The sequence below is a fragment of the Streptomyces glomeratus genome, from assembly GCF_021462825.1.
GTDB classification, from domain to species: domain Bacteria; phylum Actinomycetota; class Actinomycetes; order Streptomycetales; family Streptomycetaceae; genus Streptomyces; species Streptomyces glomeratus.
This window is the reverse complement of sequence record NZ_JAKEEB010000034.1, coordinates 1-26,044: the sequence shown is the minus strand read 5'-3', so window position 1 is coordinate 26,044 and position 26,044 is coordinate 1. Positions and strand designations below refer to the sequence as shown.

The window sequence follows — 26,044 nt, the reverse complement described above, 5'->3', positions numbered from 1 at the left end:
TCCACTGTCGCGGCTACGCGTACGGGCTGTCAGGCCCCCCATGTCAGGCCCCCAGGGCTTGCTTGCTTCCTTCGAAGCTGGGTCATGTCGGTGTGTGTGAAGAGGCGCCGACGCATGTGAGGGTGCGTCAACGCTTGTGAAGATTCGCGTTCTTTCCTGTGCGCGACCCCGGACACGGGGTCGGCCCAGCGGACGCCGCGGCGTCGGCTGGGCCGATTGTCCTCATGTCGTGTCCCTCGGGCCGCCGACGGCTCAGCCCCAGGTCGAGGCGTTGCTCTTCTCCGTGGCCTGGTAGTTCTCGGCCGCGCTCTGGAGCGCCGTGGAGATCTTCAGCAGGGTCGCGTGCAGGTCCGCGGCGGTCTGGTCCCACTCGCGCTGCTTGCGCTGGTAGCCCTCCTGCGCCTCACCTTCCCAGGTGTTGGCGACGCGCTTGACCGCGGCCTCGAGGTCGTCGAGCTGCTGCTTGATGCGGCCGGCGGTGCTGCGCACATCCGTGGACGCGTTGGTGATGGTTGCGTAATTGACGAGGATCGACATCGCGTTCCTTTTCAGGGAGAGTCGAAGGAAATCGGTGGAAACGGTGGGAACTGCCGAGAGGCTGAGAACTTGGTCCGCAGCGGCTGGATCAGCCGAAGTCGGACATGATCTTGCTGATCTCCGAGTTCTGCTGCTCTTCCGACGCGGAGTAGTTGCTCCGCGTGGAGTCCACGGCTTCCTTGATGTCGTTGAGGATGTCGCTCATCCTCTTCGCGTCCGCGTTCCAGCGCTCCTGCAACTGGCGGTAGGACTGGGCCGCCTGGCCCTGCCAGCCGCCCGCGATCTGGTCGATCACACCGTTGAGACGGCGGATCTCTCCCTGGATCTGACCGTTCGCGGTGCTGATGTCGCTGGAGAGCTTGGTCAGTTCGTCTTCTGTTACCCGGAACTGGCCGGCCATGATGAACCTTCCCCCATGTCGTCGTTGATCCGGGAAACCTGCCCAGGTGCCCGGAAAAGCTTCGCAGCTTTGAGTGCTGCAAACACTCTATCGTCAGCCTGTCACTCATCCACGGACAGGGCCAATCAGTTACACGGCTCACACACTTGAGCGATGATCCTGTGACCGTACGCCACCAAGTCGGGTGTTCCGCAGGCCTGTTGGGCACTCACTGGGCCTGCGGCTGGGCCGCGCTGCCGGTGTCCAAAGTGGGCCCCTTGGGGATGAAGGTGGCCCAAGACTGCGGTACCACCGCGGGGTTGGAGACCTTCTCGTAGCCCAGCCGGGTGCGCGCCTTGTCCGTGTCGCTCGGCCCGTCGTTCGACGAGGACGTGGCCGAGGACGACGAGGAAGAGGCCGCGGTCGACGACGATGCCGCGGCGGCGCTGTCGTTGTTCGACGGCAGGGAGTAGCGCAGGCCCGTGTCGGTCAGCAGGTAGGTGGCACCGCCGCCCTGCGCCGTACCGGTGACCTCCTGGAAGAGCAGGCCCGAGCCCGACGAGACGTAGGCGCTCATCGAGTCGGCGATGACCTTCTTGGGGTACGTGGTTCCGGCCCAGGTGGCGAGCTGCGGCTTCCTGTCCTCGCCGATGGTGCCGTTGTAGACGCTGCAGGAGGTGGTGCGGGCCTCCTCGCCTGCGGTGGCCGCGGGGTTGGCCTGCCGCGGAACGCTCTGCGGCCAGCCCTTGTCCGCGTAGAAGAGGTCGGCCTGGCCGCCGTTGGCGGCGATGATGTCCGGGGTGCTCACCTTGATGTCGGTGACCCCGTCGGTGCCGTAGGCCAGTCTGGCGGAGGGCGAGCTCTTCAGCAGGTTGGCCACGAAGGGTGAGATGGCGGCGACCCGGTCCCGCAGGACGACGTAGTACTGAGTGCCCTGCGCGTCCTGGGCCTTGAGCACCCGGCCCACCGTCCGTGCCTCCTGGGGCAGGCCCTTGACCGAGGTCGCCTGGCCGGCGGACGGAACCGTCGGGAAGGTGATGACGCCGCCTTCGTTGAGCGTGTGCAGCCACTGCTGGCTCACCGGCTGCGGCCGGGCCGCGGTGCCGATGACGGCGGCGCGCAGCTGCTCCATGGTGGTGCTGTCCAGACCCGACGGCCCGCCCAGCTGGAAGGCGTTGCCCTTGCCGTCCACCAGGTACTCGCGCGAGGTCTTGGAGTCGACGACGTACAGGGCCTCGTGGGCGTCGACCTTCCCGCTGTTCTCCAGTGTCTTCGCGTCGTCCGTGTCGAGGACGAAGACGGCGCGGCCGATGGCGCCGTCCGATCCGGGGGCGGGCCGCTCGCACACCGCCCAGGTCTTCGCCTTCTCCGCGTCCTCCTTCGCGGGCAGCCGGTCGGGGGCGTAGGGGATGCCGAGGGTCGCGCCGTGCGGGATGCCGCTCTTGTCGATCTCCTTGCCGGGCACCTCGATGACGCTGCCCTTGTCCTTGTCCAGGAGCAGCTTGGCGGAGGCGTAGTTGAGGACGGGGTGCAGTGTCGGCGTGGCCTTGCCGTTCGCGGCCTTGTCGTTGAGGACGACGTAGCGTGTCGTGGAGTCGCTGTCGACGATGATGTACTCACCGGGCGTGTCCCAGCCCTTGGGCGCCGAGGGCTTGATCACACCCCAGGCGATGAAGCCCACCACCAGCACGACTCCCATCGCCAGGCTGGGCATCACCGTCTGCATGGCGCGCGGAGCGCCTTCGTCGGAGCCTCCCGGCGATGGTGCCAGGAACGCCGCGACGGTGCGCTTGCGAGCGAACGTGTAGGCGGCGAGCTCGTCCCGACGCTTTGCCATGGTCCCCAGGTCTCCCGTTTTGTGATGCTCTGTGTACTCGAAAGGCCGCTTCGGCCGAGCAGGCCCTTACTATCGCACTGCGCCATGGTGCGACGGTTCATCAGGTGCGGGGCTGCTCCCGCATCTTCACAGAGCCTCACACAGCGCTCCACCATGCGGGGCCGGTCCATGACAGGCTGGGTCACCTGGGGTTCCGGTGTCCCCTGTGTCGCCCGGCGTTCGGCAGCGGGTACCGTGAGGCCCGCGCATGGACGAGGTGGGCCATCGGTGCCCCTGGCCCGTCGCCGGGATATCCGACAGAGGATCTCCGCCCGACGAACGGCCACAATTTCGCGAAAGGGATGTCCCGGGGGATGACCAGCGCTACGAGCACTCGGCGCAGAGGCCGCGCACAGCAACAACAGGACGGTCCGGACCGCAGACGCGTGCCGGCTCCGGCCCCGGCCGCCGCGACGCCGCGTACGCTGCCCAGCCCGGGCGGTATGGGCCCGCTGCGCCTGCCGCAGCTCGTTCTGATCGAGCTCGCGGCGGCCGTGATGCTGGCCGCCTGGGCCGCCGACGCCACCTGGCTGCTGGCCCCGGCCGGTGCGGTGGCGGCGCTGCTGCTGCTTCTCGCCGTCCTGCGCCGGGGCCACCGGCCGCTGCCCGAGTGGTACGAGGCCACGCGCGCGCTGCGGCGCCGTCGGCGCGAGGCCAAGCTGCCCGTCCCGCCGGGGACGGACCCGCTGCTGGCGCCCACCGTGGAGTGCGACCCGGCTCTGCGGACGTACCGCTTCGTGTCCCGTGACGACCGCTCGATCGGCATGATCGGCGACGGCACCTTCCTGACCACCGTGCTCTTCGTGCAGCCGGGAGACCAGCCGCTGCGTCCCGAGTCCGCCGGGCGCCGACTGCCGCTCGAACTGATCCACGAGGCCCTGGAGGTCGACGGGATCCGTCTGGCATCCGCGCAGGTCGTGCAGCACACGCAGCCGGCACCCGCGCCGCATCTGCCGCCGCAGTCGGTCGCCGTGCGGTCGTACGGCCCCCTCCAGGCGCAGGCCGGCTCTCCCGCGCTGCGGCTCACCTGGGTCGCCCTCAAACTCGACCCGGAACTGTGCCCGGAGGCGGTTCAGGCCCGGGGTGACGGCGTTCCCGGAGCGCAGCGCGCCCTGCTGCGGGTGGCGGACCAGCTGGCGAGCCGGCTGGCCGGGGCCGGTTTCAAGGCGACCATCCTGGACGAGAACGAGCTCGTTCAGGCGCTCGCGACGTCCGCCTGTCTGAACCCGAGGGCCAATGCGCAGCACGCCCAGGACGGGCGTCCGGCCCAGCGGCGTACGGTCGAGTCGGTGCGGAGCTGGCGGGTCGACGACCGGTGGCACACCACGTACTGGCTCTCCCGCTGGCCGCAGTTGGGTGACAGCGGTGTGGCGCTGCCGGAACTGGTCACGCGGCTCACCTCGCTCCCGGTGCTCGCCACCACGTTCAGCATGACCCTGGGCAGGGCCGGCAACCGGGGTGTCTCCCTCACCGGGCACCTGCGCATCACCGCCCGCGGCGACAGTGAACTGGGCCAGGTAGGACGGGAGTTGGAGCGGGCCGCGAGCGCCGCGAAGGTCGGGCTGGTACGCCTCGACCGGGAGCAGGTCCCCGGAGCCCTCGCCACTCTGCCGCTCGGAGGTACGTACTGATGTCCCACCCCACCACGGTCACGGACCCGGGGCAGCACGGCCGGGCCGCCGGGCGCACGCCGGCGCACGTGGCCTCACCCACGGACACCGGAATGATTCCCGTCGTCCGGCAGCCGGAGACGCCGCAGGAGCAGCGGCGCATCTTCAGCCCGGGTTTCGGGCTGCGCGGGCCGCGCCGCAACCGCCATGTGGTCACCGTCGACGAGCTCGCGGCGATCAGCATGCCGATCGGTGACGACGGCGTGATCATCGGTACGGACCCGGAGTCGCAGCCGGCCGTGCTCGGCCTGTCCCGTCCCACGCCCTTCGACGTCGTCCTCGTGGGTGGTCTCTGGCTCGCCCAGGTGCTGGCGCTGCGCGCCGCCGCGACGGGCGCGCGCGTGGGCGTCGAGACCGGCCGTCCGCAGGTCTGGCAGCAGTTGGCGCAGGCGGCGGGCGGCGGTCAGCAGTGCGTGACGGTCTATCCGGTGGGACGGGTGCCCGCTCAGGGTCCCTCCGTCTCCAGCCCGGTGGTGCTGATCCGGGACTGCGGTGTCCGCCCGCCGCGCGGGCGGGTGACCTCCCTGCCGTGGCAGGCCGTCGTGACGGTGCTGCCCTTCGTCAGCGAGCACGCGCCCCGCTGGCTGGCTCAGGCCCAACTGGTGGGAATTCAGCGCATCTCGCCCCAGGAGACGGAAATCGTACGCGACACCCTGGGCATCCCGGACGAGCATCTCCAGCTGCTGCCGACCCTCTACGACGGCGTCGCCCTGTGGTGCACCCGCAAGCACCGCAAGTTCGTCATGACCGAACCCACCGACGCGGAGACGGGCCTTCTCGGCGCGGCCCGCCGTATGGACTGACACGTCGTCGTCTCGGGACGCGCGGCGCCGGCCGGCGGCCCCCACGGCCACTTTTCCCTCCCGCGATACGAGTGATTAGTCTTCTGGTGATGCGGTGACGATCGCAGCCGCGTGGGACCCGCCACTCGGTCCGCCCGGCCGCGACGACGACCAACTCAGCAGCAGTGGCTGACCAGGAGGCAAGCAGTGAACAGCGATCGGTCCGAGTACAACGGCGGCAGCCCGTCCTCGGACGGGGACGATCAAGAGGTTGACCTCACCGGCGAATTCGAAATCGTCTACACGCCTCCCGCCTGGTACGCCCAAAGCACGCAGGGTGGCTCCGCGGCCAGCGGTCAGCCGGACGCCGGCCAGGCACCGCCACCGCCGCCTCCCGGACCGCCCGTCGGGTCACCCACCGGGCCGCCGGGCGCTCCCGCGCCCCAGGTTCCCGCACCGCACACTCCCGCGCCCCAGGCCGCCGTTCCCCAGGCGCCGGGATCCCAGGCCGCCGCTCCGCACGCTCCGGCACCCCAGGTCCCCGCGCCGGCGCAGCCGTACGCCCAGAGCGTGCCGCAGCAGCCCGCGCAGGGCGCACCCGGCGTGCCCGGCGCACCTGGTGCCCCTGGCGCGCCCGGCGCGAACCCGTACGCGACGGGCGGCTACGGATTTCCGCAGCAGCACCCCACGCCGGGCACTCCCCAGACAGCCTCAGCCGCCACGGCGCCCGACGGCTACGGCTACCCCCAGCAGACGGCCGCCGGCGCACCCCAGCAGACGGCCGCGGGCGCACCCCAGCAGAGCCAGGGCGCACCGGGCGGTTACGGCCGGCCCCAGCAGCAGGTGCCGGCCCAGCCGTCCAGCGCACCCGGCTTCCCCGTGCTGCGGCCGGTCGACGAGGACGCCCAGGGGAACGCGCCCCAGGGCACTCCGCTCCCGAGCGACCCGCCCCAGTCCTACCTGCCCCAGGCCCACCAGCCCCAGGCGGCTGCCCCGACGGCGAGCGTCCCCTCGGGGACCGTCCCCGAGCAGCCGATGCCCGAACTCAACCACGCCGCCGCCGACGCCGAGGCGGAGCGGCTGTTCGGCGATGCCGACGACGAGGAGCCGGAGGAGGAGCGGGCCGGGGAGGCGGAGCCCGGTGACTCCGCCGGGTCCGTGTCCGGTGCGGACAGCGCGGAGACGGCGGACGTCCGGCCCGATGCGGAGTCCGCCGCTCAGCCCGGCCCTGAGGCCGCGTCAACCCCGGCTGAACCGGAGCCGGAAGCCGAGCCCGAGGCGGAGACCGGCGCGGAGGCGGGCACGGCGGCGGCCGCACAGGCGCATGCACAGGCACCTGCACAAGCGGGGGCAGAGGCGCAGCCGGCTCCCGCCGCTCCGTCCGCGGCGCAGGCACAGCAGCCATCGGCGCCGCCCGCCGCAGGGACCCCGGCGGCACCCCAGGCGGACCAGGAACTTCCCCCGCTGCCGGAGGGCTATATCTCCGCACGCCCCGTCCAGGGAGTACCGCAGCAGACAGGGCAGCAGCCCGGCCAGGCCCCGGCCGCCGCGCAAGGGGCCCCCGGGCAGGGGGTCCCCGGGCAGGGGGTCCCCGGGCAGGGGGTCCCCGGGCAAGCCACCGGGTACGGGCATCCTCAGCCCCCCGCGCAGCCAGGGCCCGGACAGCCTGGCCACCCGACGCCTCCGCAGGGCACGTTCGGCCCGCCGGAGCCGTCCGCGTTCCCGGCACAGCCGCCCGCGTTCCCGGCGCAGCCCGGCCAGCCCCCGCAGCCGCAGCCGCAGGCCGCCGGGTACGGCTACCCGCTGCCGCAGCAGCCCGGGCCGGTCGCCTACGGTTATCCGCCCCAGCAGCCGGGCTACGGCTACCCGCTGCCCACCCCGCCGCAGCAGCCCACTCAGCCGCAGCAGCCCGCGCCCCACCAGCAGCCTCCGGCCCCCCAGCAGGTCCCGGCCCAGCCTCTGCCCCAGCAGCAGGCAGCGCAGCAACAGGCGCCGCAGCAGCAGGTGCCTCAGCAGCAGGCACCCCAACAGCACCCCGCTGCCCCGCCCGCCGCCTACGGCAACCAGGGCTGGACTGCCCCGGTCGGTCCCCAGGCCGGGCCCGGGGCCCCGCAGCAGCAGGCCGCGCCCGGCACCCCGCTCGGTTACAACGCCGCCGTGGAGCTGTCCTCCGACCGGCTGCTGCGCAACCAGCCCAAGGCCCGCAAGAACAACGCGGGCCCGTCCCGGTTCAAGTTCGGCGCCAAGAAGGAGGAGGCCGAGCGGCAGCGGAAGCTGGGGCTGATCCGTACGCCCGTGATGTCCTGCTACCGGATCGCGGTGATCAGCCTCAAGGGCGGCGTGGGCAAGACCACGACGACCATGTCGCTCGGCGCGACGCTCGCCACCGAGCGCCAGGACAAGATCCTGGCGATCGACGCCAACCCGGACGCGGGCACCCTCGGCCGACGGGTGCGGCGCGAGACGGGCGCCACCATCCGCGACCTGGTGCAGGCGATCCCGCAGCTGAACAGCTACATGGACATCCGCCGCTTCACCTCGCAGGCCCCCTCGGGTCTGGAGATCATCGCCAACGACGTGGACCCGGCGGTCTCCACCACCTTCAACGACCAGGACTACCGCAGCGCGCTCGAGGTGCTGGGCCGGCAGTATCCGATCATCCTCACGGACTCGGGTACCGGTCTGCTCTACAGCGCGATGCGCGGAGTCCTGGACCTCGCCGACCAGTTGATCATCATCTCCACGCCCTCGGTGGACGGCGCGAGCAGCGCCTCCACCACGCTCGACTGGCTCTCGGCGAACGGGTTCGCCGATCTCGTCCAGCGGTCGGTCACCGTGATCTCCGGTGTCCGCGAGACGGGCAAGATGATCAAGGTGGAGGACATCGTCGCGCACTTCGAGACCCGCTGCCGCGGTGTCGTCGTGGTGCCCTTCGACGAGCACCTCGCGGCGGGCGCCGAGGTGGACCTCAGCATGATGCGTCCGAAGACCCGCGAGGCCTATTTCGATCTCGCCGCTCTCGTCGCCGAGGACATCGCCCGAACGCAGCAGGGCTTCGGCAACCCGAACCTCCAGTTCCAGCAGCAGCCCCAGGGGTACGCGCCCCCGCCGCAGCCCCAGCAGCCCTACGCCCAGCCCGGCGGCGCCCCCCAGCCGGGACAGGGCTGGCAGCAGCCCGCACCGGGGCAGAGCTGGCAGCAGCAGCCCCCGGCGCCGGGGCAGGGCTGGCAGCAGCCCCCGGCACAGGCCCAGGAGCCGCAGCAGAACCAGCCGCAGCAGGGCCCCGTACCGCCCGGCTGGACACAGCAATAAGGGACCGAGGCCGGTCGCGGACCGGCCGGGCAACGCCAGAGGGCCGGCACTCGCACAGTGCCGGCCCTCTGGCGTCCGTATCACTACCGCAGATCGAACTCCCCGTCGCGCGCCCCGAGGACGAACGCCCGCCACTCCGCCGCGGTGTAGCGGAGCACCGTGTCGGGGTCCGCGGAGTTGCGCATCGCGACGGCGCCGCCTTCCAGATAGGCGATCTCCACCCGCTCGTCCTGGGGACCGTCAGGGGAGCCGACCCACTCGACGTCGCTGATGTCCAGGGCGTACAGCGCTTCCTTCTCCTGCTCGGTCGCCACCGGTTCACTCCGTTCCACCGACCTTACGGACGGTCAGGATTCTACAACTCAGCGCGGCCGGTCGGGGTTTGCCCGGGGAACCGGGCGACCGGTTCAGCAGGTGGATCGGAATCAGGCGCGGCCCTCGGCGGCCGCGATCAGCTCACGGCAGCGCTTCACGTCATCCGCCATCTGCTCCAGCAGGGCGTCGAGCGACTCGAACCTGGCCTGGCCACGGACGAACGCGAGGAAGTCGACGGCGACATGCAGCCCGTACAGGTCCAGGCCCACCCGGTCGATGGCGTACGCCTCCACGGTCCGCTCGGTCCCGTCGAACTGGGGGTTGGTGCCGACGGAGATCGCGGCCGGCATCGCCTCGCCCTGGACGTGCAGCCATCCGGCGTAGACGCCGTCGGCGGGGATCGCGGTGTGCGGCAGCGTCTCGACGTTGGCGGTCGGGAAGCCGAGGTCGCGGCCGCGCTGGGCGCCGCGCACCACCACGCCCTCGACCCGGTGCGGACGCCCGAGGATCTCGCTCGCGCCCTCCACATCGCCCTCGGCGATCAGCCGCCGGGTCAGGGTGGAGGAGAAGGGCTCGCCGCCGCCCGCCTCACCGGTCACGTACAGGTCGACCACCTCGACGTCGAAGTCGTACGTCTTGCCCTGCTCGGCCAGGAACTCCACGTTCCCGGCGGCCTTGTGGCCGAAGCGGAAGTTGGGGCCCTCGACGACGGCCTTGGCGTGCAGCTTGTCGACGAGGACCTTGACCACGAAGTCGGCGGGCGAGAGCCGGGAGAACTCGGTGGTGAAGGGCAGGATGAGGACCGCGTCGACGCCCAGTTCGGCGCACAGTTCGGCGCGGCGGTGGTGCGCGGCGAGCAGCGGAGGGTGGCTGCCGGGGCGCACGACCTCGCTGGGGTGCGGGTCGAAGGTGACGACGACGGAGGGAACGCCCAGCTCACGGGCGCGTTCCACGGCATGCCGGATGATCAACTGGTGTCCGCGGTGGACTCCGTCGTAGGAGCCGATGGTGACGACGCTGCGTCCCCAGTCCTCGGGGATGTCCTCCAAGCCACGCCAGCGCTGCACTGTGACCGCTCCTCGTCGAACCCGTGTCCGTGTCTGCCTCATACGCAGGTCTAAGGGTGCCATGCCACGGGCCTTCGGCCCGCATCGGCATGGTGGCTGTGACGGGCGGCACGCAAGCGGGGGCGGCCGGGACCGGTCGGACCGCGACCGGTCCCGGCCGGGCAGACCGGGCCACGACCGATCCGGCCGGGGCGGCTCGAGCGACGACCGAACCGGCCGAGCAAGCTCCTCCGGAAACTCGGCTCCGGTCTGCTCCCAGTGCTCCGGCCCGCAGGCCAGCACCAGCCGGGCCCCGTTCGTACGCAGCCAGGCGGCCGTCGCCCCGGCCCAGTCGGTGCTCCGGCGGGCGAGGCCGGCCGGCATGTCCTCAGGGCCGTCGAGAAGCAGCAGCAACGGGCGCCCGGCGTCCCGTGCGACCTGCGCGAGGTCCTCGGGCCGGACGGCGTCCGTGCCGGGGGTGGGCGGCCGGCCCGTGCGCTGCAGTGCCCGCCCCACCGCGGCGGCCAGGGATGTGTCGGTGTCCCTGAGGTCCGCTCCGCGCAGCAACAGCACCGGGGCGGGCTCGGGGTCCCGGGCGCGCCGCGCGGCGAGGGCGGCGAGTTCCGTCGTACGGCCGCTGCCCGGGGAGCCGACGGGTGCCAGGACGGCGGACGGGCCCCTCTCGAAGGCCGCGAACTCTCGGCCGTGCGGACGCGTGGGACGAGGGCGCTGTCGTCCGGCGGGCCGCCCGTCCCCGCCGAGGCCGTCGTGAGGTCCAGGGCTCCCGCGATGTTCAGGTCCGCCCCGTAGGCGGGGACGGTGCGCGCGTTGCGGTCCAGCAGTTCGTCGAGGGGCTGTCCGAGCCCCCTGAGCGGTACGGCGAGTCCCGTGCCCCGGTGTTCCGTGTGCAGCCTGGTGCCGAGGACGTCCAGCACGGCGCCGGTGGCGGCGTCGAGGACGGGTCCTCCGGCGGCCCCGCCGCCCGGGCGGAGCGCTTCGGTGCCCGCCGTGCCGATCGCCGGCTTCAGGGCGTCGTCGAGGAGGCGGCAGCAGTCGCCGGCCCGGTAGGTGACGGCGGTCGTGCCGAGCACCCGGGCCTCGCGCCAGCCGCCCGCGGCGATCCTGACGTACGCACCGGCCTCGATACGGTCCCGTGCCGTGACGGGGAGCGGGCCCAGGCCCAGCCCCTCGGTGCAGACGAGGGCGAGGTCCGCGTACGGCAGGGGCGTCACCGCGTCGGTATCCAGCACGCGGGCGCGTCCGCTCGGCGTGTGCAGCAGCAGGCGGGCCGGCCCCTCGACGGCCTCGTGGCTGGTGACCACCGTGCCTCGGCGGTCGACTGCGAACCCGGTGCCGCGGGGGCGTCCGGCCAGGTCGCACACCCGTACAAGGGCGGGGCCCGGGCCGTGCCCCTGCCCGCCGCGGTCCACTGTCCGAGGGCCCTGAACCGCCATGCCCGAACCTCCCCGCCGTGCCTGAGCCCGTCGGTAGGCCGATGGTGATCAACGGAACAGATCTTGAGGCGAACGCGCCCCCTTCCGCTCCCTCCGTTCACTCCGAGCGCCTGCTCGATGGGGTGAATTGACGCGGGGCGTTGGATACACCTCTGGGAGGGGGAACCGAGGGGGGACCGTGGAGCGGCGGCTCGATCCCCGTGACCGCCGCTCCACGGGCACCGGCGTCAGCCGAAGACCGCCAGGCTCTTCGCCTTGCCCTTGAGCGCCTCGACGAGCGCGAGGAAGCGGCCCTCGGGGTCGAAGACGGCGACGGGGCCGGCGCCCGCGTACTCGTCGGGCATCTCCAGGCGCACGCCGTTCGTCAGCAGCCGCGCCCGCTTGGCGTCCACGTCCCAGCGGGGGAACGCGGCCGCGGCGGCCTCCGCGATCGGCATCACGGTCAGCTCCTGCTGGAGCTGGTCCAGGGTGGACGCGGAGTCGAGCTTGTACGGTCCGACGCGGGTGCGCCGCAGCGCGGTGAGATGTCCGCCGACGCCGAGTCCGGCGCCCAGGTCGCGGGCGAGAGCCCGGATGTAGGTCCCGGAGGAGCAGACCACGGAGACCACCAGGTCCAGCACCGGCGTGCCGTCCTCGGCGACGGCGTGGCGGACGTCGTACACCGTGAAGGAGGAGACGGTGACCGGCCGGGCGGGGATTTCGAAGTCCTCGCCTTCGCGTGCCCGCTTGTACGAGCGCACACCGTCGATCTTGATGGCGCTGACCTTGGACGGGACCTGGAGGATGTCACCGGTCAGCTTGGCGATCCCCGCGTCGACGGCGTCGCGGGTGACCCCGGAGGCGTCGGCGGCGGAGGTGATCTCCCCCTCGGCGTCGTCCGTGACGGTGGTCTGACCGAGCCGGATGGTGCCCAGGTACTCCTTCTCGGTCAGGGCGAGGTGCCCGAGGAGCTTGGTGGCCTTTTCGACGCCGAGAACGAGCACACCGGTCGCCATCGGGTCGAGGGTGCCGGCGTGCCCGACGCGCCGCGTGCGGGCGATCCCGCGCATCTTGGCGACGACGTCGTGCGAAGTGAAGCCCGACGGCTTGTCGACGATGACAAGGCCGTCGGGCGTGCTGTGCTGACGGCTCATTCGGAGGTGTCGTCCGTCTCGTCCTCGGAGTCGGGCTTCTTGTACGGGTCGGCTTCACCGGCGTACGCGGCGCCCGTGGCCGCCTCGCGCACCTTCGCGTCGGAGGCGCGCGCCTGGTCGAGGAGGTCCTCGATGGTCCGGGCGGTGTCCGGCAGGGCGTCCGCGACGAAGGTGAGGGTGGGCGTGAACTTCACGCCCGCGGCGCGTCCGACCTCGGAGCGCAGGATGCCCTTGGCGCTCTCCAGGCCCGCGGCCGCGGCCTTCCGCTCCTCGTCGTCCCCGTACACCGTGTAGAAGACGGTCGCCTCCCGCAGATCGCCCGTCACCCGGGTGTCCGTGATGGTGACGTGCGAGCCGAGCCGCGGGTCCTTGATCCCGCGCTGCAGCTTCTGGGCCACCACCTCTCGGATGAGGTCCGCCAGCCTCTTAGCCCGCGCGTTGTCGGCCACTGGTCCGTCTCCCGTTCTTTCCTGTCTGTGTTCTTGCTCAGTCGTCGTCGCCGTGGAAGCGCCGTCTTACGGACAGCAGTTCCACCTCGGGGCGCCCGGCGACCAGCCGCTCGCACCGGTCCAGTACGTCGCTCACGTGCCCCGCGTCACCGGCGACCACGGCCAGGCCGATACAGGCCCGCCGGTAGAGGTCCAGGTGGTCCACCTCGGCCGCACTCACCGCGTACTTCCGCTGGAGTTCGGCGACTATCGGTCGGACGACGGAGCGCTTCTCCTTCAGCGACCGTACGTCGCCCAGGAGAAGGTCGAAGGACAGCGTCCCCACATACATGTATGCATCCGGATGACCCGCCGGTACGGGATCGATGGCCCCGCCGCCGGGAGGGGCGGGGACACGAAAACCGTACAACGAACACCGGAGGCGACTCGACGCGGTTTTTTTCGGGCAGGGAAGCCCGGGCAGACGGCGCGCTGGCCGACGGGACGTGGTCCCGTCGGCCAGCAGCGATCCGTCCGCGATCAACCCGCCGGGTGGTTACACCCGCGGCTTCTCGCGCATCTCGTACGTCGCGATGACGTCGTCGACCTTGATGTCGTTGAAGTTTCCGAGGTTGATACCACCCTCGAAGCCTTCGCGGATCTCGGTGACGTCGTCCTTGAAGCGACGCAGGCCCTCGATGGTGAGGTTCTCCGCGACCACCTTGCCGTCGCGGATGAGGCGGGCCTTGGTGTTGCGTCGGACCTCGCCCGAGCGGATGAGCACACCGGCGATGTTGCCCAGCTTGGACGACTTGAAGACCTCGCGGATCTCCGCCGTACCGAGCTCGACCTCCTCGAACTCCGGCTTCAGCATGCCCTTCAGGGCCGCCTCGATCTCCTCGATCGCCTGGTAGATGACCGAGTAGTACCGGACGTCCACGCCCTCGCGCTCGGCCATCTGCGCCGCGCGGCCTGCCGCACGGACGTTGAAGCCGATCACGATGGCGTCCGAGCCCATCGCCAGGTCGATGTCCGACTCCGTGACCGCACCGACGCCGCGGTGCAGGACGCGGATGTCGACCTCTTCGCCGACGTCCAGCTGAAGCAGGGAGGACTCCAGAGCCTCGACCGATCCGGACGCGTCGCCCTTGATGATCAGGTTCAGCTGCTGGACCTCGCCGGCCTTCAGCACCTTGTCCAGGTCCTCCAGCGAGACACGGCGCGTGCGCTTGGCGAACGCGGCGTTCCGCTCGCGGGCGGCGCGCTTCTCCGCGATCTGGCGGGCCGTACGGTCCTCCTCGACCACGATGAAGTTGTCGCCGGCACCCGGGACGTTGGTCAGACCCAGGACCTGCACCGGCGTCGACGGGCCGGCCTCGGCCACGTTGTTGCCGTTGTCGTCGAGCATCGCCCGGACGCGGCCGTACGCGTCGCCGACCACCATCGTGTCGCCGACCCGCAGCGTGCCTCGCTGGACGAGGACCGTCGCCACGGCGCCACGGCCGCGGTCGAGACGGGACTCGATCGAGATGCCCTGCGCGTCCTGGTTCGGGTTGGCCCGAAGGTCCAGGGCGGCGTCGGCCGTGAGGATCACGGCCTCGAGCAGGCTGTCGATGTGCAGGCCCTGCTTGGCGGAGATGTCGACGAACATCGTGTCGCCGCCGTACTCCTCGGCCACCAGGCCGTACTCGGTCAGCTGACCGCGCACCTTGGTCGGGTCCGCGCCCTCGACGTCGATCTTGTTGACCGCGACCACGATCGGCACCTCGGCCGCCTTGGCGTGGTTCAGGGCCTCGACCGTCTGCGGCATCACACCGTCGTTGGCCGCGACCACGAGGATCGCGATGTCCGTCGACTTGGCACCACGGGCACGCATGGCGGTGAACGCCTCGTGACCCGGGGTGTCGATGAAGGTGATCGCCCGGTCGTCGCCGTTGACCTGGGTCGCGACCTGGTAGGCACCGATGTGCTGGGTGATGCCACCGGCCTCGCCCGCGATGACGTTCGTCTTGCGGATGGCGTCGAGCAGACGGGTCTTACCGTGGTCGACGTGACCCATGACGGTCACCACCGGCGGACGGACGACCAGGTCCTCCTCGGAGCCCTCGTCCTCACCGAACTCCAGGTCGAAGGACTCGAGCAGCTCGCGGTCCTCCTCCTCGGGGCTGACGATCTGAACCGTGTAGTTCATCTCGCCGGCGAGGAGCAGCAGGGTCTCGTCGGAGACGGACTGCGTGGCCGTGACCATCTCGCCGAGGTTCATCATGACCGCGACGAGGGACGCCGGGTTGGCGTTGATCTTCTCCGCGAAGTCGGTGAGCGACGCACCGCGCGACAGGCGAATGGTCTCGCCGTTGCCGCGAGGCAGCATCACACCGCCGACCGACGGGGCCTGCATGGCCTCGTACTCCTGACGGCGCTGCCGCTTCGACTTGCGGCCACGACGCGCCGGACCGCCGGGACGGCCGAACGCACCCTGCGTGCCACCGCGACCACCCGGACCACCGGGACGGCCGCCGAAGCCGGGACGGCCACCGCCGCCACCGAAGCCGCCGCCACCACCGGGAGCACCGCCACCGGGACGGCCGGCGAAGCCGCCGCCACCGCCGGGACGACCGGCACCGCCGCCGCCGGGACGACCGGCGAAGCCGCCGCCGCCCGGACGACCGCCGCCGCCGGGACGACCGGCACCGGCCGGACCACGGCCGCCGGGGCCGCCGCCGGGACGCGGGCCGGCAGCGGGACGCTGCGGCATCATGCCGGGGTTCGGACGCGGGCCCGCGGGACCGCCGCCGGGACGCGGACCGCCCTGCGGACGGGGCATCGAGCCCGGGGTCGGACGCGGACCGCCCGGAGCCTGCGGACGAGGACCGCCGCCCGCACCCTGCGGACGGGGACCGCCCTGGCCCGAGGCCTGCGGACGCGGAGCGCCGGGGCCACCGGGACCACCCGGGCGGGGGCCCTGCGGACGGGGCGCCTGCGGGCGCGCCATACCGGTGGAGCCACCGGAGGTGAAGGGGTTGTTGCCCGGACGGGGACCGGCCGGACGGGCACCGGAACGCGGTCCCGGACCGCCCGGACGCGAGGCGCCGGGACGAGCGGCCTGACCGCCGCCCTGGCCCTGCCCCTGACCGGGCGCGGCCGGACGTGCGCCGGGCTTCGGGGCGCCGGGACGGGCTCCCGGACGCGGGCTCGGGGCGGCCGGAGCCGACGGCGGCGCCGTGAACTCGGGTGCGCTCGGGGCGGGGGCCGCCGGGGCGGGCCGCGGCGCGGGCTTCGGGCCGGGCGTCGGCCGCGGACCCTGGCTCGGGGCCGCGGGACGCTCGGCCGCGGGACGCTCGGCCGCCGGGGGCTTGGGCGCCGGCGGGCGCGGGGCAGCCGGACGTGCGGCCTGCGCCGGGGACGGCGCGGCCGGCTTCGCCGGTGCAGCCTTGCGGGAGGCGGCGGACTTCGCGCCACCGCCGCTGCCCTGCTGCAAGGCGTCGGTCAGCTTACGTACTACGGGCGCCTCGATCGTCGAGGACGCCGAACGGACGAATTCACCGAGTTCCTGGAGCTTGGCCATGACGACCTTGCTCTCCACACCGAACTCCTTGGCGAGTTCGTAGACCCGGACCTTAGCCACTTCGCTCCTTTGAGGTCCGGGTTGCGGCCGGACCGTCGCTAGTTCATGGGCGTACTCATCGCGTACTCATCGAGTGCTCATCGCAATCTCGACCTGCTTTCGACTCGCGAGGTACCAGTCCGCACGGCGTTCCGCGCGGCGCTTCTTACGGTGCTGCCTGCTCAGCTAGGCGCTGTCGGCAACCTTCGGTCTGCTCGACGTACTGGCGCAACGCCTTTACATCGAGCGGTCCCGGGACGCGGAGCGCCCGCGGGAATGCCCGGCGGCGAACCGCCAGGTCGACACAGGCCGGCACGGGGTGCACATAGGCTCCCCGGCCGGGCAGCGTACCGCGAGGATCGGGGACGCAGGTGTCCTCGATCACCACGGTGCGCAGCAGTTCGATCTTGGCCGCTCGCTCCCGGCACCCCACGCAGGTGCGCTCAGGGCATGCGCGGGCATGCGTCCGGCCAGACACGGTTAAGTCTACCTCCCCGCGCCGACCTCACCCCTTTGGGGCAAGAATCGAACAGTTGCTGCGCAGAAAACTGTCGTGATCTCAGCGACTCCCGGCCGGGATCTATTCCCCGGCCGAGGTCAGCGGCCTTGTTCCTGCCGGTCGGCGGGCTGCTCGGTGTCCGGTCGGATGTCGATCCGCCAGCCGGTGAGCCGGGCGGCGAGGCGGGCGTTCTGCCCCTCCTTGCCGATCGCGAGCGACAGCTGGTAGTCGGGGACCGTCACCCGCGCGGAGCGGGCCGCGAGGTCCACGACCTCCACCTTGGAGACACGAGCGGGCGAGAGGGCGTTCGCCACCATCTCGGCCGGGTCGTCCGACCAGTCGACGATGTCGATCTTCTCGCCGTTCAGCTCGCCCATGACGTTGCGCACACGGCCGCCCATCGGGCCGATGCAGGCGCCCTTGGCGTTCAGACCCGATCGGGTGGACCGGACGGCGATCTTCGTGCGGTGGCCCGCCTCACGGGCGATCGCGGCGATCTCGACGGACCCGTCGGCGATCTCCGGAACCTCGAGCGCGAACAGCTTTTTCACCAGATTGGGGTGGGTGCGCGAGAGGGTGACGGAGGGACCGCGCACACCCTTGGCCACCCGAACGACGTACGAGCGGATCCGCTTGCCGTGCTCGTAGCTCTCGCCGGGCACCTGCTCCTGCACCGGCAGGATGGCCTCGAGCTTGCCGATGTCCACCAGCACGTTCTTCGGGTCGCGGCCCTGCTGGACCACGCCGGTGACGATGTCGCCCTCGCGGCCCGCGTACTCGCCGAGCGTCGCGTCGTCCTCCGCGTCGCGCAGGCGCTGCAGGATGACCTGCTTGGCGGTGGTGGCGGCGATCCGGCCGAAGCCCGACGGGGTGTCGTCGAACTCGCGCGGCTCCTGCCCGTCCTGAAGGTCCTCGGGGTCCTCCTTCGCCCACACGGTCACATGGCCGGTCTCCCGGTTGAGCTCCACGCGCGCGTGGCGGCGGCTTCCCTCGGTGCGGTGGTAGGCGATGAGGAGGGCCGCCTCGATCGCCTCGACCAGCAGGTCGAAGGAGATCTCCTTCTCCCGTACCAAGCCCCGCAGGGCACTCATGTCGATGTCCACGGCTACGCCTCCTCCTCTTCCTTCATGTCCTTCGTGTCCTTGCGGCTGAACTCGACCTGTACGCGCGCCCTGTCGATGTCCGGGAAGGCGAGTCTGCGAGTGGTGGCCTTGCGGCCCTTCACACCTGGTACCTCGAGGTCGACTCCGTCGTCGTCGACCCGCAGAATCCTGGCGACCAGCTCGCCGCCCTCGGCCAGCTGGAACTTCACCAGCCGGCCCGCGGCCCGCACGTAGTGCCGGTGTTCCCTGAGGAGGCGCTCCGCGCCCGGGGTTCCGACCTCGAGGGTGTACTCGCCCTCGCCCATCGCGTCCGTCTCGTCGAGCTTCGCCGAGAGCGCGCGGCTCACATCGGCGATCTGGTCCAGATCGGCCCCGGTGTCGGAGTCGACGACGACGCGCAGCACCCGCTTGCGTCCGACCGAGTCCACGGCGATCTCCTCGAGATCGAGCCCCTGGGAGCTGACGAGCGGTTCCAGCAGTTCTCGCAGCCTCTCGCTCTGGGTGGTGCTCATCCGGGTGACTCCTCGGCCGCGTGTGCTGTTGTGGGGATGGTCGCGTGTCAGGTCAAAGGGTATCCGGTCCCGGGGGGTGTTGCCGTCCACCGGCACCGTCGGCCGCCAGGGCCGAGCCGATGGCGAGTGGTGGGGCAGGGCGCGGGTACGGTGATCACGGGCAGCCGCCCATCCGTTCGTACGAGGTCTTCGAGGACGTCTGCCGTGCCGTTCCCCCCGCATCCGCGCATCCGTCTGCGCAGAAGGAGCCTGTTCGCCTCGGCCGCGGGCGCCGCGCTGGTCGCGGGCTGCTCCGGCGCCTCCGACCCGGCCGGCCCGGGCCGCCGTTTCTCGGCCGCCGACCGGGCACGCGCCCGTGCGGCCCGCGACAGCGAGGAGTTGGCGGAACGGTACGCCGCCGTGATCGCCGCCCATCCGGCGCTGGCCGCCCGGCTGAGGCCGCTGCGGGCCCAGGTCGTCCGGCACGCACAGGCGTTCGGCGGCCACGCGGGGACCTCGGCGTCCCCCTCGGCCTCGGCGTCGGCCCCGGCTTCCGCCCCTGCCTCGCCGGCTGCGCCCGCCGTACCGGCCGACCCCAAGGCGGCCCTCGCCGGTCTGGCGCAGGCCGAGCGCGCCCTGGCCGACCGGCGGACCGACGCGCTGCTGGGGGTGCCGGGCGAGCTGGCGCGGCTGATGGCGTCCGTGGCGGCGGCCGGGGCCGCGCATGTGTATCTGCTGACGGAGGGCGGACATTGAGCACCAGTGACAGCGCGCCGAGGGCCGGCAGCGGCGAGCTGACGGCCCTCCAGGCCGCCCTGCGGGCCGAGCACGCCGCGGTCTACGGCTACGGGGTGGTCGGCGGGCGCATCCAGCAGGCCCGGCGGGCGGAGGCACACGCCGCCTACGATGCCCACCGCGCCCGGCGGGACGAACTGGCACGGGCCGTGCGGGACCTGGGGGGCACACCGGAGGCCGCCGCGGCCGCGTACGCGCTGCCCTTCTCCGTTGCCGACCCGGCCGCCGCCGTGCGGCTGGCCGCCGAGTTGGAGGAGCGGGTGGCCGGGGTGTACTCGGACCTGGTCCGGGCCTCGACGGGCGAGCGGCGGCGGTCCGCCGCGCAGGCGCTGCGGGAGGCGGCGGTGCGGGCGGTGCGCTGGAGCGGCGAGAGCGTAGCCTTCCCTGGTCTCGCCGAGCGGGCGGCCGGGGCCACCCCCGCCGCGCCGGTGACACCGCGGGCCTGAGCGGCGCCGCGGGACCCTTGGCGTACGCGCACACCGCACGCGTGCGAAGCCGACCTGGAAAGGAACACCTCGCGCATGGCTTTCGAACCGCCGCAGCGTCTTGTGCGGGCGCTCGGCGAGACGCTGCCGGACGGTGGCGCCGAGTGGCTGGGCCGGCTCCCCGAGCTGATCCGGCAGGCCGTCGATCTACGCGGGTTGGCCGTGGAGCGGGTGCAGGCGCCGGGCGGGCGCAGCAGCGTGGTGCTGCTGGTGCGGCAGGCGGACGGCACGCCAGCCGTGCTGAAGCTGGCGCCGCCCCGGGCGCGGCCGGAGAGCGAGCGGGCGGCTCTGGCGCACTGGAACGGCTCCGGGGCGGTACGGCTCCTGGACGCGGACACCGAGCGGGGGGTGCTGCTGCTGGAGCGTCTCCATCCGGAGATGTCGGTGCGCTCGCTGCCGGAGGCGAAGGCCCTGCTGGAGGCGGCGGGCACACTGCGCCGGCTGTGGGTGGCGCCGCCTGCCGGGCACTGTTTCGAGACGGTGGCGGGGCGCACCGGGCGGCAGGCCGAGGCGATGCGGGAGGGGGCCCGGACGGACCCCGAGGCGGCGCCGCTGATCGAGGCGGCGCTCGTGGCCCGCGAGCAGCTGCTGGCCGCCCCGCCCGAGGACCGGCTGCTGCACGGCACCTTCCGGCAGAGCAAGATCCTCGCCGGGGAGCGGATGCCGTGGCTGGCCGTGGGCCCGGACCCGGTGGTCGGCGAGTGCGCCTTCGATCTGGCGCGTCTGGTGCGGGACCGGGTGGAGGACCTGATCGCGGCGCCCTCCGGGGCGGCGATCACGCGCCGCCGGGTGAAGCGGCTCGCGGAGTCGCTGGACCTGGACCAGGAGCGGCTGCGCGGCTGGACGCTGTTCCGGGCGGTCGAGTCCGGGGTACGGGCACGCCGCGTGGGCCGCACCCAGGACGCGGAGCTCCTGCTGGAGTTCGCGACCTGGCTCTAGGCGACCTGCTCCAGCGGGGCGGGACCTTCCGGAAGGCAGGGGAAGGCAAAGCCGACGGCCGCCGGTCCTCGGGACCGGCGGCCGTCGCCGCGTTCATGGTGCGGGGGCGTCAGACGGTGAGGCGGGCGATGGCCTCGTCCACCGTCAGTTCCTCGCGCTCACCCGTCCGGCGGTCCTTCAGCTCCACGATGCCCTCGGCGGAGCGGCGGCCCGCCACCAGGATCTTCGGCACACCGATCAGCTCGGCGTCCGTGAACTTCACGCCCGGGGAGACACCGGCCCGGTCGTCCACCAGGACGCGGACGCCGGCCTCGGCCAGCTTGCCGGACACCTCCAGAGCCAGCTCGGTCTGGAGCGCCTTGCCGGCCGCCACGACGTGCACGTCCGCCGGGGCGACCTCCGCGGGCCAGCACAGGCCCTGCTCGTCGGCGGTCTGCTCGGCGAGCGCGGCGACCGCGCGGGAGACTCCGATGCCGTAGGAGCCCATGGTCACGCGGACCGGCTTGCCGTTCTGGCCGAGCACGTCGAGCTTGAGGGCGTCGGTGTACTTGCGGCCCAGCTGGAAGATGTGTCCGATCTCGATCGCACGGTCGAGCCTGAGTCCGGTGCCGCAGTTGGGGCACGGGTCGCCCTCCTGCACGACCACCACGTCGACGTACGCGTCGACCTCGAAGTCACGGCCCGCGACCACGTTCTTCGCGTGCATGCCCTCCTTGTTGGCGCCGGTGATCCAGGAGGTGCCGGGGGCCACGCGCGGGTCGGCGATGTACGTGACCTTGTCCAGGCCCTGCGGGCCGACGTAGCCGCGGACCAGGTCGGGACGGGTGATGAAGTCGTCGACGGTGACCAGCTCGACGGCGGCCGGGGCGAAGTGCGCCTCGACCTTGCCCATGTCGACCTCGCGGTCGCCGGGGACACCGACGGCGACGATCTCGCCGTCGACCTTGACGAGGAGGTTCTTCAGGGTGGCGGAGGCCGGGACGCCGAGCGAGGCGGCGAGGGTCTCGATGGTCGGGGTGTCGGGGGTCGGGATCTCCTCGAGCGCGGGCACGTCCGTGGCGTCGACCGGCTTCGCCGTGTAGGTGATCGCCTCGGTGTTGGCCGCGAAGTCGCAGTTCGGGCAGTCCGCGAAGGTGTCCTCGCCGGCGCCGGCCGGGGCGAGGAACTCCTCCGACTTGGATCCGCCCATCGCACCCGCGGTCGCGGCGACGATGCGGTAGTCGAGGCCGAGGCGCTCGAAGACCCGCTGGTAGGCCTGGCGGTGCAGGGCGTAGGACCGGGCGAGGCCCTCGTCCTCGAGGTCGAAGGAGTACGAGTCCTTCATCAGGAACTCGCGGCCGCGCAGGATGCCCGCGCGGGGACGGGCCTCGTCCCGGAACTTCGTCTGGATCTGGTAGAGGATGACCGGCAGGTCCTTGTAGGAGGACGCCTGGTCCTTCACCAGCAGGGTGAAGATCTCCTCGTGGGTCGGGCCGAGCAGGTAGTCGCCGCCCTTGCGGTCCTTGAGGCGGAACAGCTCGGCGCCGTACTCGTCCCAGCGGCCCGTCGCGTCGTACGGCTCGCGCGGCAGCAGCGCGGGGAGCAGCACCTCCTGCGCGCCGATCGCGTCCATCTCCTCGCGGACGATCCGCTCCACGTTGGCGAGGACCTTCTTGCCGAGCGGCAGCCAGGTCCACACGCCGGCGGCGGTGCGGCGGACGTAGCCGGCGCGGACCAGCAGCTTGTGGCTGAGGACCTCGGCGTCCGCCGGGTCGTCGCGCAGCGTCTTCACCATCAACTGGGACATGCGCTGGACCGGTGCGTTCGCCATGGTTTCTCGTACTCCTGCCGATGGGGGTCCCCCCGCCCTGGCGAGGCCGGGATGGGGGAGTCTGATGGCTAGGAGGTTAGCCGGGCTTGCTGTGCCGGTGGAAATCCGTTATCGGCGACGGAGCGGCAGCGGGGCTCCCATCACGGCGTACGGCTTGGGCGCGCTGGGGAAGATCACCTGCCGCGCGAGATCCACATAGCCCAGCGAGTGGTACAGGCCGCGGGCCGGGCTGTCGGTGTCGATCGCCGAGAGGATCGAGCGGGGCTGCGTGGCGCCGTCGGTGATGGTGGTGATCAGGGCGCGCCCGATGCCGCGGTTCTGGTGGTGGGGGTGGACGTGCAGCTCGGTGATCACGAAGGAGTCGTCGAGCCAGTCGGCGTGTCCCTGGGCGCGCAGATACGGCTCGACGACGGTGGACCACCAGTGCGTACGGTCGTTGGGCATGCCGTAGACGAACCCGGCGAGCCGTCCGGCGGCGGTGGTGGCGCCGAGGGCGCGCGCTCCGGGGTAGGTCATGTGCCGCAGCACGATCTGGCGGCGTACGGCGATCTCCTCGGCGCCGAGCCCGAACGCGACGGCCTGCACGGCGAGCGCCTCGTCGACGCGTGCGGACAGGTCCAGGGGGCCGATCACTACGTCGTCGGGGGTACGCGGCATGTCTGGAGCCTACCGGGGTGCCGTGCCCCTCTCAGAACAAGATGCTCATGAAGGCGCCGACCTCCCGGAACCCCACCCTGCGGTACGTCCGCCGGGCGGCCGTGTTGAAGTCGTTGACGTACAGGCTCGCCATCGGCGCCACGTCCGCGAGCGCGTACCGCAGCACCGCCGCCATGCCGGGCGCCGCGAAGCCCTGGCCGCGGTACTCGGGGGCGACCCAGACGCCCTGGATCTGGCAGGCCTGCGGGGTGGCCGCGCCGATCTCCGCCTTGAACACGACCCGGCCCTGGTCGTCGAGCCGGGCGAAGGACCTCCCGGCGCCGACGAGTTCGGCGACCCGCGCCTGGTACAGCAGCCCGCCGTCACCGGCCATGGGGGAGACGCCGACCTCCTCGGTGAACATCGCCACGCACGCCGGCATGATCGTCTCCATCTCGTCCTTGCGGATGCGGCGGACGTAGGGATCCGGGGCGATGTCGGCGGGCATACGGTCGGTGACCATGAGCGGCTGGTGGGCACGGACCTCGCGGGCCGGGCCCCAGCCGGGCTCCAGCAGCCGCCACAGCTGGGCGGTGGGCTCGGCGGGACCGACGATCGAGGAGCAGCGGCGGCCGCCGCGCCGGGCGCGGTCGGCGAAGGCGCGCACCGCGCGCGGGGTCGCACAGATCGGCACGAGGTTGGCGCCCGCGTAGCAGAGCGACGTGAGCATGCCGTCCTCGTACCAGCCCCACATCTCACCGCCGAGACGCCAGGGGTCGAGGCCCGCCACCTGGACCCGGGACGCCACGAAGGCGTTCGCGACCGGCTCGCGGTCGAGGACCGCGAGCGCGGCGTCCAGGTCACTCGGCTCGAGGACCCGAGTGGTGGTCTGCGTCAACACGTGCGGAAGCCTCACCCTGGGGTCTGCTGATCTCCGCACTGTACCTGGCGTGCCACCGGGGCGCCGCCCGGCGGCAGAGCGTAAGCGCACGGTCACCGAGCGGCAAAGCCTATGAACGCCTCCCAGGTCACGGGCCGGAGGGTGAGGGTGGGACCGGTGTCCGGGTCGTGCTTGGAGTCGCGTACGTGGATGGCGGTGGGGCAGGGGGCGACTTCTACGCATTCGCCGCCTTCACCGTCGCTGTAGCTGCTCTTGAACCACATCAGCTCGGACGGTTCTTGGGTGTTCATGTCCCTCCCAGCAACTTCTCTACGTGAGCCAGCGATTCGCGGGGCGTCAGGGCTTGTGCGCGCAGAACGCCGTAACGCTCGTCCAGTTCCCTGACGGTGGACCGGTCGGTGAAGAGACGGCTGCTCTTGAACGCCTCCACGTAGGCGATCCTGCGCCCGTTGGTTGTCTCGATCAAGGTGAAGCGACCTGAGAGTGCCGCATGTTCCTCACGGTTGTCAGGCATGACCTGGATCTCGACGTTGGGTCGCTCACCAATGAGCAGGATCTGTTCCAACTGCCCTCGTGTGACCGCCGGTCCACCTAATTGCTTGCGCAGGACCGCCTCTTCGAGCACAAAGCTGATCACGGGCATCGGCTTACGCACGAAAATCTCCTGCCGGGCCAGACGCGCCGTCACGCGCTGCTCGATCGTCGCCTCGTCCAACGGCGGCCGCCGTATGGCGAACACCGCTCGCGCATACTCCTCCGTCTGCAACAGACCGGGAACCGTTTGAACGGCGAAGAAGTGCAACGCGACCGCCTCCCTCTCCAACTTCACCGCGTCCTGGAAGAACGGCGGATACTGCGCCCTCTCCATCTCCTCGACCAGCTCCAGCAACACCCCATGCGCACCCAGCACTTCATCCGCCCGCACGATGAACTGCCGCGACGGAATCCGTCTCCCCTGCTCGAACGAGGCGATCGTCGACTCCGAATAGCCCGTACGCGCGCCCAGTTCGGCGCGCCCCATCCCCGCCCACGCCCGCAGCCTCTTCAACTGCCGTCCGAAAAGGTGCGGTACGCCCGTCCCCGTGGTCTGCTCCTCGCTCATACACCCCTCACCGTTCTCGCGCAGCACCGGTTACGGCTCACCTCGCGTACAGACGCGCCCCGACCACGTACAACACACGACGGTCCCGGCTCAGTCGCTGTTCAACGCTACGCAGCGTGCGCGAGCGTAAGCCCCGTGAAGTCAGCAACTCCCTCCGACTGGCATATGCAGAAGCGCACCCCGCACGCGCACGCGTTCGAGATGCGCTTCACGTCCAGTCCCCGGGGCGCCCGGCTCGCCCGGCGTCTGGTCTCACACCGTCTCCACGAGTGGGGGCACCCCTACGACAGCCCCCTCAACGAGACGGTCACGCTCATCGCCGCCGAACTGGCCGCCAACGCCGTACGGCACGGGCATGTGCCGGGGCGGGACTTCCATCTCCGGCTGACCGATACGCCGGACGGAGTACGGCTGGAGGTCTCCGACACCCGCACCGAGCGCCTTCCCGAACACCGGCCCGCTGGGGATCCGGGGGACGACCAGTCCGGGCGGGGCCTGTTACTGGTGGAGGCGCTCGCCGACCGGTGGGGTGTGGAGCCGCGCAGTCCGGGGAAACGCGTCTGGGCGGACGTACGACCGAGTCCCGCCACCCAAAGGTGACGGGACTCGGGAAAAGCGCGGGAAGGGAAAGGTCACTCCGCGACGGAGACGGACGGCTCGCCGGAGGCCACGCCGTCCTTCTCCATCTGCTCGGCGAGCTTCATGGCCTCCTCGATCAGGGTCTCCACGATCTTCGACTCCGGCACC

The 26,044-nt window shown here is 71.9% G+C and carries 25 protein-coding genes and 1 pseudogene; 7 read left to right on the top strand and 19 right to left on the bottom strand.

What is annotated here, in order from left to right:
- Positions 1-252: 252 nt before the first annotated feature.
- The 3 genes from LZ604_RS28660 to eccB all read right to left on the bottom strand — a co-directional run bounded on the left by LZ604_RS28660 (position 253) and on the right by eccB (position 2,753).
- Entirely contained in the window at positions 253-537 is a 285-nt protein-coding gene (locus LZ604_RS28660; RefSeq protein WP_234518606.1) for a WXG100 family type VII secretion target, read from the bottom strand.
- An 88-nt stretch (positions 538-625) separates the two neighbouring features.
- The gene (locus LZ604_RS28655) at positions 626-937 is read right to left on the bottom strand and encodes a WXG100 family type VII secretion target (protein WP_234518604.1); all 312 of its coding nucleotides are present in this window, start codon (positions 935-937) and stop codon (positions 626-628) included.
- 208 nt (positions 938-1,145) lie between these two features.
- Entirely contained in the window at positions 1,146-2,753 is a 1,608-nt protein-coding gene (gene eccB, locus LZ604_RS28650) for a type VII secretion protein EccB (protein ID WP_234518603.1), read from the bottom strand.
- A gap of 353 nt (positions 2,754-3,106) precedes the next feature.
- Between eccB and eccE the strand changes: the two genes are divergently transcribed.
- From eccE to LZ604_RS28635, 3 genes are all read left to right on the top strand, one after another.
- Positions 3,107-4,423 carry a type VII secretion protein EccE gene (gene eccE / locus LZ604_RS28645; protein ID WP_234518602.1) on the top strand — a complete coding sequence of 439 codons (1,317 nt, stop codon included), beginning with the start codon at positions 3,107-3,109 and terminating at the stop codon, positions 4,421-4,423.
- Positions 4,423-5,265, top strand: coding sequence for a hypothetical protein (locus tag LZ604_RS28640; protein ID WP_234518600.1), 843 nt, complete (start codon positions 4,423-4,425; stop codon positions 5,263-5,265). Before eccE ends, LZ604_RS28640 begins: the two co-directional genes overlap by 1 nt.
- Before the next feature lie 186 nt (positions 5,266-5,451).
- A complete protein-coding gene (locus LZ604_RS28635) occupies positions 5,452-8,556 on the top strand; it encodes an SCO5717 family growth-regulating ATPase (RefSeq protein ID WP_234518598.1) in 3,105 nt (1,034 codons plus the stop codon).
- 83 nt (positions 8,557-8,639) lie between these two features.
- On the opposite strand, the gene LZ604_RS28630 is transcribed toward LZ604_RS28635, so the two are convergent.
- The 10 genes from LZ604_RS28630 to rimP form a co-directional block, all read right to left on the bottom strand.
- Positions 8,640-8,870 carry a DUF397 domain-containing protein gene (locus tag LZ604_RS28630; RefSeq protein ID WP_234518597.1) on the bottom strand — a complete coding sequence of 77 codons (231 nt, stop codon included), beginning with the start codon at positions 8,868-8,870 and terminating at the stop codon, positions 8,640-8,642.
- Positions 8,871-8,981: 111 nt separating this feature from the next.
- Positions 8,982-9,938 carry a bifunctional riboflavin kinase/FAD synthetase gene (locus tag LZ604_RS28625; protein ID WP_234518674.1) on the bottom strand — a complete coding sequence of 319 codons (957 nt, stop codon included), beginning with the start codon at positions 9,936-9,938 and terminating at the stop codon, positions 8,982-8,984.
- A 50-nt stretch (positions 9,939-9,988) separates the two neighbouring features.
- The gene (locus tag LZ604_RS36395) at positions 9,989-11,371 is read right to left on the bottom strand and encodes a trypsin-like peptidase domain-containing protein (RefSeq protein ID WP_344416853.1); all 1,383 of its coding nucleotides are present in this window, start codon (positions 11,369-11,371) and stop codon (positions 9,989-9,991) included.
- A 227-nt stretch (positions 11,372-11,598) separates the two neighbouring features.
- Entirely contained in the window at positions 11,599-12,504 is a 906-nt protein-coding gene (truB, locus tag LZ604_RS28615) for a tRNA pseudouridine(55) synthase TruB (RefSeq protein WP_234518596.1), read from the bottom strand.
- Positions 12,501-12,953 (bottom strand): 30S ribosome-binding factor RbfA, encoded by a 453-nt coding sequence (rbfA, locus tag LZ604_RS28610; RefSeq protein WP_234518595.1) that lies wholly within the window; start codon positions 12,951-12,953, stop codon positions 12,501-12,503. The genes truB and rbfA overlap by 4 nt, the downstream gene beginning before the upstream one ends.
- A 37-nt stretch (positions 12,954-12,990) precedes the next feature.
- Complete coding sequence (locus LZ604_RS28605; RefSeq protein ID WP_234518594.1) at positions 12,991-13,284, bottom strand: DUF503 domain-containing protein; 294 nt, start codon at positions 13,282-13,284, stop codon at positions 12,991-12,993.
- A gap of 204 nt (positions 13,285-13,488) precedes the next feature.
- Complete coding sequence (infB, locus tag LZ604_RS28600; protein WP_234518593.1) at positions 13,489-16,557, bottom strand: translation initiation factor IF-2; 3,069 nt, start codon at positions 16,555-16,557, stop codon at positions 13,489-13,491.
- 145 nt (positions 16,558-16,702) lie between these two features.
- Positions 16,703-17,014, bottom strand: coding sequence for a YlxR family protein (locus tag LZ604_RS28595; protein WP_234518592.1), 312 nt, complete (start codon positions 17,012-17,014; stop codon positions 16,703-16,705).
- Between the two features lie 119 nt (positions 17,015-17,133).
- Positions 17,134-18,138 carry a transcription termination factor NusA gene (nusA, locus tag LZ604_RS28590; RefSeq protein WP_234518591.1) on the bottom strand — a complete coding sequence of 335 codons (1,005 nt, stop codon included), beginning with the start codon at positions 18,136-18,138 and terminating at the stop codon, positions 17,134-17,136.
- A 2-nt stretch (positions 18,139-18,140) separates the two neighbouring features.
- Entirely contained in the window at positions 18,141-18,650 is a 510-nt protein-coding gene (gene rimP, locus LZ604_RS28585) for a ribosome maturation factor RimP (RefSeq protein WP_234518590.1), read from the bottom strand.
- A 204-nt stretch (positions 18,651-18,854) separates the two neighbouring features.
- On the opposite strand from rimP, the gene LZ604_RS28580 reads away from it, so the two are divergent.
- The 3 genes from LZ604_RS28580 (at position 18,855) to LZ604_RS28570 (ending at position 20,848) form a co-directional block, all read left to right on the top strand.
- Entirely contained in the window at positions 18,855-19,385 is a 531-nt protein-coding gene (locus tag LZ604_RS28580) for a hypothetical protein (RefSeq protein ID WP_234518588.1), read from the top strand.
- The gene (locus LZ604_RS28575; RefSeq protein ID WP_234518585.1) at positions 19,382-19,870 is read left to right on the top strand and encodes a ferritin-like domain-containing protein; all 489 of its coding nucleotides are present in this window, start codon (positions 19,382-19,384) and stop codon (positions 19,868-19,870) included. Before LZ604_RS28580 ends, LZ604_RS28575 begins: the two co-directional genes overlap by 4 nt.
- 75 nt (positions 19,871-19,945) lie before the next feature.
- Complete coding sequence (locus LZ604_RS28570; RefSeq protein ID WP_234518583.1) at positions 19,946-20,848, top strand: aminoglycoside phosphotransferase family protein; 903 nt, start codon at positions 19,946-19,948, stop codon at positions 20,846-20,848.
- 109 nt (positions 20,849-20,957) lie between these two features.
- On the opposite strand, the gene LZ604_RS28565 is transcribed toward LZ604_RS28570, so the two are convergent.
- From LZ604_RS28565 to LZ604_RS28545, 5 genes are all read right to left on the bottom strand, one after another.
- Positions 20,958-22,658, bottom strand: coding sequence for a proline--tRNA ligase (locus tag LZ604_RS28565; protein ID WP_234518581.1), 1,701 nt, complete (start codon positions 22,656-22,658; stop codon positions 20,958-20,960).
- A 108-nt stretch (positions 22,659-22,766) separates the two neighbouring features.
- Positions 22,767-23,315 (bottom strand): GNAT family N-acetyltransferase, encoded by a 549-nt coding sequence (locus LZ604_RS28560; protein ID WP_234518579.1) that lies wholly within the window; start codon positions 23,313-23,315, stop codon positions 22,767-22,769.
- A 31-nt stretch (positions 23,316-23,346) separates the two neighbouring features.
- Positions 23,347-24,195 (bottom strand): GNAT family N-acetyltransferase, encoded by an 849-nt coding sequence (locus tag LZ604_RS28555; protein WP_234518577.1) that lies wholly within the window; start codon positions 24,193-24,195, stop codon positions 23,347-23,349.
- Between the two features lie 92 nt (positions 24,196-24,287).
- Positions 24,288-24,485 (bottom strand): DUF397 domain-containing protein, encoded by a 198-nt coding sequence (locus LZ604_RS28550; RefSeq protein WP_234518575.1) that lies wholly within the window; start codon positions 24,483-24,485, stop codon positions 24,288-24,290.
- Positions 24,482-25,297 (bottom strand): helix-turn-helix domain-containing protein, encoded by an 816-nt coding sequence (locus tag LZ604_RS28545; protein ID WP_234518574.1) that lies wholly within the window; start codon positions 25,295-25,297, stop codon positions 24,482-24,484. The genes LZ604_RS28550 and LZ604_RS28545 overlap by 4 nt, the downstream gene beginning before the upstream one ends.
- A 165-nt stretch (positions 25,298-25,462) precedes the next feature.
- On the opposite strand from LZ604_RS28545, the gene LZ604_RS28540 reads away from it, so the two are divergent.
- A complete protein-coding gene (locus LZ604_RS28540; RefSeq protein WP_234518672.1) occupies positions 25,463-25,897 on the top strand; it encodes an ATP-binding protein in 435 nt (144 codons plus the stop codon).
- Between the two features lie 32 nt (positions 25,898-25,929).
- Here the strand turns inward: LZ604_RS28540 and LZ604_RS28535 are convergent.
- A pseudogene (locus LZ604_RS28535) lies at positions 25,930-26,044 on the bottom strand (flavodoxin-dependent (E)-4-hydroxy-3-methylbut-2-enyl-diphosphate synthase); the annotation flags it as partial.

Coding starts and splice junctions, on each gene's coding strand:
- rimP (WP_234518590.1), bottom strand. CDS start 18,650: ATGAGCACCACCCAGAGCGAGAGGCTGCGAGAACTGCTGGAACCGCTC.
- LZ604_RS28545 (WP_234518574.1), bottom strand. CDS start 25,297: ATGAGCGAGGAGCAGACCACGGGGACGGGCGTACCGCACCTTTTCGGA.
- LZ604_RS36395 (WP_344416853.1), bottom strand. CDS start 11,371: ATGGCGGTTCAGGGCCCTCGGACAGTGGACCGCGGCGGGCAGGGGCAC.
- LZ604_RS28640 (WP_234518600.1), top strand. CDS start 4,423: ATGTCCCACCCCACCACGGTCACGGACCCGGGGCAGCACGGCCGGGCC.
- LZ604_RS28560 (WP_234518579.1), bottom strand. CDS start 23,315: ATGCCGCGTACCCCCGACGACGTAGTGATCGGCCCCCTGGACCTGTCC.
- LZ604_RS28565 (WP_234518581.1), bottom strand. CDS start 22,658: ATGGCGAACGCACCGGTCCAGCGCATGTCCCAGTTGATGGTGAAGACG.
- LZ604_RS28660 (WP_234518606.1), bottom strand. CDS start 537: ATGTCGATCCTCGTCAATTACGCAACCATCACCAACGCGTCCACGGAT.
- LZ604_RS28605 (WP_234518594.1), bottom strand. CDS start 13,284: ATGTATGTGGGGACGCTGTCCTTCGACCTTCTCCTGGGCGACGTACGG.
- LZ604_RS28655 (WP_234518604.1), bottom strand. CDS start 937: ATGGCCGGCCAGTTCCGGGTAACAGAAGACGAACTGACCAAGCTCTCC.
- LZ604_RS28550 (WP_234518575.1), bottom strand. CDS start 24,485: ATGAACACCCAAGAACCGTCCGAGCTGATGTGGTTCAAGAGCAGCTAC.
- LZ604_RS28540 (WP_234518672.1), top strand. CDS start 25,463: ATGCAGAAGCGCACCCCGCACGCGCACGCGTTCGAGATGCGCTTCACG.
- LZ604_RS28570 (WP_234518583.1), top strand. CDS start 19,946: ATGGCTTTCGAACCGCCGCAGCGTCTTGTGCGGGCGCTCGGCGAGACG.
- truB (WP_234518596.1), bottom strand. CDS start 12,504: ATGAGCCGTCAGCACAGCACGCCCGACGGCCTTGTCATCGTCGACAAG.
- eccB (WP_234518603.1), bottom strand. CDS start 2,753: ATGGCAAAGCGTCGGGACGAGCTCGCCGCCTACACGTTCGCTCGCAAG.
- eccE (WP_234518602.1), top strand. CDS start 3,107: ATGACCAGCGCTACGAGCACTCGGCGCAGAGGCCGCGCACAGCAACAA.